Source organism: Pseudoalteromonas sp. SR45-5 (assembly GCF_014163565.1).
GTDB classification, from domain to species: domain Bacteria; phylum Pseudomonadota; class Gammaproteobacteria; order Enterobacterales; family Alteromonadaceae; genus Pseudoalteromonas; species Pseudoalteromonas distincta.
The window spans coordinates 1-4,741 of the sequence record NZ_JACJDN010000305.1 but is presented as its reverse complement, the minus strand read 5'-3'; the positions used below and the strand labels follow the sequence as shown (position 1 = coordinate 4,741).

The window sequence follows — 4,741 nt, the reverse complement described above, 5'->3', positions numbered from 1 at the left end:
ACCTAGCTCAAGTCATTGTTTAATTCATTTAAAATAAAATGCTTTGCAGATTCTAGATTATCAAAAAGACAATCTTTGAAAGTAACGTCTCTTTTGGCGTTTTGCATTATTCGTTGCATTTGGCTTATAGCAATAGGTGATGTAAGCACAAACGCGCTAATTAAACAGTTGTTTTGCTGCATGCTGTGGCTTATGGCTACCATTTCTTGCTCGGCCTGTGGGGTTGCAGCTACAACGTTTGATGAGTCACTTATATAACCCCATTTTTCGCCTTTAAATGATTGAATGGTTTCAAAAAGCGCTGTTTTAAAATTACTTAAAAGCTCAAGTTCTAGGTTTCCGCTAAATTGTGCAATAACTATATTATTTTCAAGCGATAAATTAACGTGTCCGTTTTCATTTTTGTATTCCATTAATACCTCCTAAATTAGCTTTTTATCTAAATTTAGTTTAGCAGCCAATAGGGTACAAGCGGCTGCAAACTTATTAAAGTGCTTTAATATAGTTAAGGGCGCTTTTAATAACCGCTACTTGCGCCAAAATACATTCTTCATCTGTGGCTGTTGGACTATCAGGGTATACCTCTGTTGTGGTTACATAGGGTGCATCTGTAAAGCCCATACACAAACCTAAATCGCGTGCTGCGTAATTAATAACGCCAAATTGCTCTTGAGGGACGCCTATTAACTGGTTATTTTCATCACTCGGTGCAATGTGCGTGACCTTTGCTACATCTTCGATAATTACTTTTTGAAATTCAGGCTCAGGCTTATTGGTATCGGCCACTAAATAAAACCCATCAGGTATGTTCCAATTAGTGTTTGTCGTGCCTTCACGGGCAGCAAGTGCGGGTCTAAACTCACTGTTATCGCTGTCGGTTGTTTCGTGTAAATCAATATGAGCAACTAAGTCTACATCGAGTGACTTTACAAACGCCATAATAGCTGCTGACTCTTGTGCTGGGCTGCCTTCGTAAAATGAGCGGTTAGGGTCAATAGCATCAGGGTTCCAGCGGTTTATAGTTTCATATCCCCAAGGGCTAATACAGGGCGCAACAACAATATTAAACTGCTCTGAGTGTTGCATAGCAGATGTTTTAGCAAATCTAAGTGCGCCATGTACGCCACTGGTTTCGTAGCCATGTACACCACCTGTGATTAAAACAGTTGGTTTATTGGCATTAAAGTTAGGCGTTTTTAATATATATAATGGGTAAGTACCAGCGGCGTAATTAAGCTCGCCGTATTGCTCTATATCTAAGGTGCTTTTAAGGTCATTAATTAGCGTTACGACTTCGTTTTGGTAACTGCGTTTAATGTTTTGGCGTGCTAACCACTGGGCTTTATCGTTGTTATTCCATTTTTTGCCTGGTGTGCCAATAGGGTATGTGCTGTTAGTCATAATAAACCTTTATATCAACTGTTATTTGTTCTCCTATAAATAAGGAGGGCAATTACAATTGGTAAAATTACTTAATAAAGGCGTAGCTTAACGCTGAGTAAATTAGCGTGCAAATTAAAACGTTAAAGTCATATTTTTAATAGCGCGTGATTGTTGGGCTTTAATATAACTTTGGTTTGCGAACTCACCCTAAATACTACCTAGTCGTTCACGCTTTACACTAACTGTTAAACTACACGTTTTACTTTGATCTACTTGCGAGCTGCTAAACATATTTAAGCTTTGCAAATCTATTTCAAGGCGCGAAGTACTAAGCGCAAAAAGCATTGATTGTAAAAGTGTTTCATTATTATTGTTAGTGCAGCTACTGCTAAGTTCTACTTGACTAGTACTATTGGGATCAGTGCCATCTAACTGAACTGTAAGGGGACTATTAATACTAAAAGTTTGGTTGTTACTCGGGGTTAAAATAATAAAATTTAAAGGTAGCTCCACACTTGAATTCGCATTTATGCCATCGTCTCGTTTAAATTTTATATCAAACTGTTGATTATCGTCAGTGGCATTTATATACGCTTGGTAATCAACGTCTAAAAAGTCGGTATCTTTTGTAAGTACAATAGCAGTGTTATTAACAACAGCTTGTAATGAGTCGCTATCGCTTAAAACAATGTTTGAGCCATTAGCATCTCCCGCATTTAGCTCTGCGTTAACACGCGTGCGGTTACCGTCAGAAACCAGCTCAAAGCCTGCCCAAATTCCTTTTGTTTTTACTAAATTAGACTCTGTTTCTGTTGTACAGGCGCACAATAATAAAATTGAAGCAGTTGTGGTAATGCACTTTTTAAGCATGTTAGCTCCTTTTAACCACTGAATTAGCTATAAGTAATTGTTTAATTGCGGATATACCTAGTAAATATATTAAGTGTATTTGTGCATTGTTACACAACACGCTATCTGTAAATGTTTAAAATTGTTAATGGTTGTGAGTAAAATGATAACATTAAGTTTTAAAAGTCAGCCTGCTAAGAGGTTGCTTGATAAATGACTACTATTTAGCGTTAAATGTAATATAAAAGAGTATGTTACAATCAAGCCAAAGCATATCTTCATATTGAGTATTATGGCGCAGTATATTGCTACTCCAAGTTGGCTAGGCCGTTTTTTTACCCGTATTAAACACGTAACTATTGAACAAGAGCGCCTTGTTGTGCATTTTAGAAGTGCTCCCGCACGGACATTTTTAATTAAAGACTTTGATAATTACTCAATACTTAAAAACCGTTTATTTAGCGCCAAAATTAATTTGTGCGACAGTAGCAATACATCAATTAGTTTTTTAAACAAAGCACAAGCGTACACTTTAAACACAGCCCTTAACACGCGGTTTTCAGCCCTGCTTGAGCAAAAGGTAAATAACGCAAAGATTTCGCTCAAGCGCTATGCTTTAGATGAGTTTTTACGTGATAGTTCCATAAAAACACTTAATAATGATGTGTTTTTGCTTACCAAGCAGTACGCTAAAAGTACAAGTGTGTGGCAACAACACTTATCGCCAAGTAGTATTAAATTTTTAAATATACTAAGCACCACACCCAATACTCACGATGCAATTGCACAGTTGCGCCATAAATATGAAAAAAAACAACTAACTCTTAAAAATGACTTTTTTAATCAAGTAGAGTCAAATCCATTAACAACCGAGCAGCGCTTAGCGGTAATACGCGATAACGATAAAAATTTAGTATTAGCGGCAGCAGGCACAGGTAAAACATCTGTGATGGTAGCAAAGTCTTTAAATTTAATAGCATGCAATATTGCCAAGCCTGAGCAAATTTTGGTGCTGGCCTATAATAAAACAGCAGCAAATGAGCTTAAAGAGCGTTTTATTAAACGCGCCACGCATGCAAAATTGCATACCAAAGAACCCACTATTTTAACGTTTCATGCGCTTGGGCTTAAATTATTACAAAGTGCTAAAAAGCCAATCGAGTTGTCAAAATTTGCAACTGACCCAGTTCAATTAAATAGTTGGTTAACTGGATGGGTAAGTAAAAAAATACAAACCGAGCCACAGTTTTTAAAAGCATTTATAGATTTACTCCATGAGCCGGTTGATATATTTAGCTTTAAAGATAATGCACAGTACGAGCGGTACGTACGCGATAACGAATACCGTAGCCTTGCGGGTCATAAAGTAAAAAGTTATCAGGAAGTGCTTATTTCAAACTGGCTGCATTTGAATTGCGTACCGCATAGTTATGAGGTGAATTATCACTTTAGCCAAGGCGCAGAGCTAAGTGGGCAATATAAGCCTGATTTTTATATACCTCAATATGATATTTACTTAGAGCACTTTGGCATTGATAGGCAAGGGAATACGCGTGCCGATATAAATAAAAAAAACTATAACGAGCAAATTGCATTTAAGCGCAAACTGCATAAACAAAATGACACCACGTTACTCGAAACCTTTCATTACAATTGGGTAGAAGGAAAGCTAGAGCAAACCCTCGCAAAGCAATTAAAGCAGCATAATGTTGAATTAACACCTTTAAGTAACGATGAAATATTTCATACATTAAATAACTCAGGGCAGTTACAGCAAGGGATTGATAAGTACATAAAATGCTTACAAGCTATTCGGGTTGAGCAGCTAAGTAATAAGCAAATAGCACTGCGCATTAAGCAAAGCGGTATTAAAAATTACCAGCAATATGCAAACTTGTTAGTGCAAATTCATGATGCTTATATAAATGAATTAAACGCGCAAAGTGCCATTGATTTTGACGATATGATTATTCAAGCAACAAAGGCGATAGTAAGCGGAGATTTTAATATTCCGTGGAGCCACATTTTAGTTGATGAGTTTCAAGATATATCAAGCACGCGTATGGCTTTTTTAAGTGCCATATTAAAACATGGTAACGGAATACGCTTTACTGCTGTTGGTGACGACTGGCAAGCAATTTATCGGTTCTCGGGTGGTAATTTAGCGCTTACTACGCGCTTTAATGAGTTAGTGGGTAGCCACTCACTCACTATGCTGCAAAAAACATTCAGATATAATAATAGCATTAGCGATGTAGCTGGGCGCTTTGTAATGCAAAACCCTGAGCAATATAAAAAGCAGATCAGTACACATACACAAGTAACCACACCACAAGTTATTTTATTAGACGATTTATACCAAGGCACTAAATCGATAGAAATAAAAGTACAGCAGACTATAAGCACGATTCAAAAAAATGATGTATCAGCGAGCATTGCCATACTTAGTCGATATAGATACATGTTAAATAGCGTGCAGCAGCATTTAAAAGATAAAAAGCATACAAAC

4 protein-coding genes are annotated in these 4,741 nt (G+C 36.9%); 1 reads left to right on the top strand and 3 read right to left on the bottom strand.

Annotation, left to right across the window (positions count from 1 at the left end; translation table 11 throughout):
- Positions 1 to 2 precede the first annotated feature (2 nt).
- The 3 genes from H5072_RS12060 to H5072_RS12050 form a co-directional block, all read right to left on the bottom strand.
- Positions 3 to 413, bottom strand: coding sequence for a hypothetical protein (locus H5072_RS12060; RefSeq protein ID WP_182693656.1), 411 nt, complete (start codon positions 411 to 413; stop codon positions 3 to 5).
- A gap of 73 nt (positions 414 to 486) precedes the next feature.
- On the bottom strand, positions 487 to 1,401 hold the full coding sequence (locus H5072_RS12055; protein WP_182693655.1) for a M14 family metallocarboxypeptidase: 915 nt from the start codon (positions 1,399 to 1,401) through the stop codon (positions 487 to 489).
- A gap of 189 nt (positions 1,402 to 1,590) precedes the next feature.
- A complete protein-coding gene (locus H5072_RS12050) occupies positions 1,591 to 2,253 on the bottom strand; it encodes a hypothetical protein (protein ID WP_259395934.1) in 663 nt (220 codons plus the stop codon).
- A 271-nt stretch (positions 2,254 to 2,524) separates the two neighbouring features.
- On the opposite strand from H5072_RS12050, the gene H5072_RS12045 reads away from it, so the two are divergent.
- The coding region (locus H5072_RS12045; protein WP_182693654.1) for a UvrD-helicase domain-containing protein at positions 2,525 to 4,741 on the top strand (2,217 nt) is incomplete at its 3' end.

Bases quoted from the DNA above. Each gene is read 5' to 3' on its own strand.
- H5072_RS12060 (WP_182693656.1), bottom strand. From the start codon at position 413: ATGGAATACAAAAATGAAAACGGACACGTTAATTTATCGCTTGAAAAT.
- H5072_RS12055 (WP_182693655.1), bottom strand. From the start codon at position 1,401: ATGACTAACAGCACATACCCTATTGGCACACCAGGCAAAAAATGGAAT.
- H5072_RS12050 (WP_259395934.1), bottom strand. From the start codon at position 2,253: ATGCTTAAAAAGTGCATTACCACAACTGCTTCAATTTTATTATTGTGC.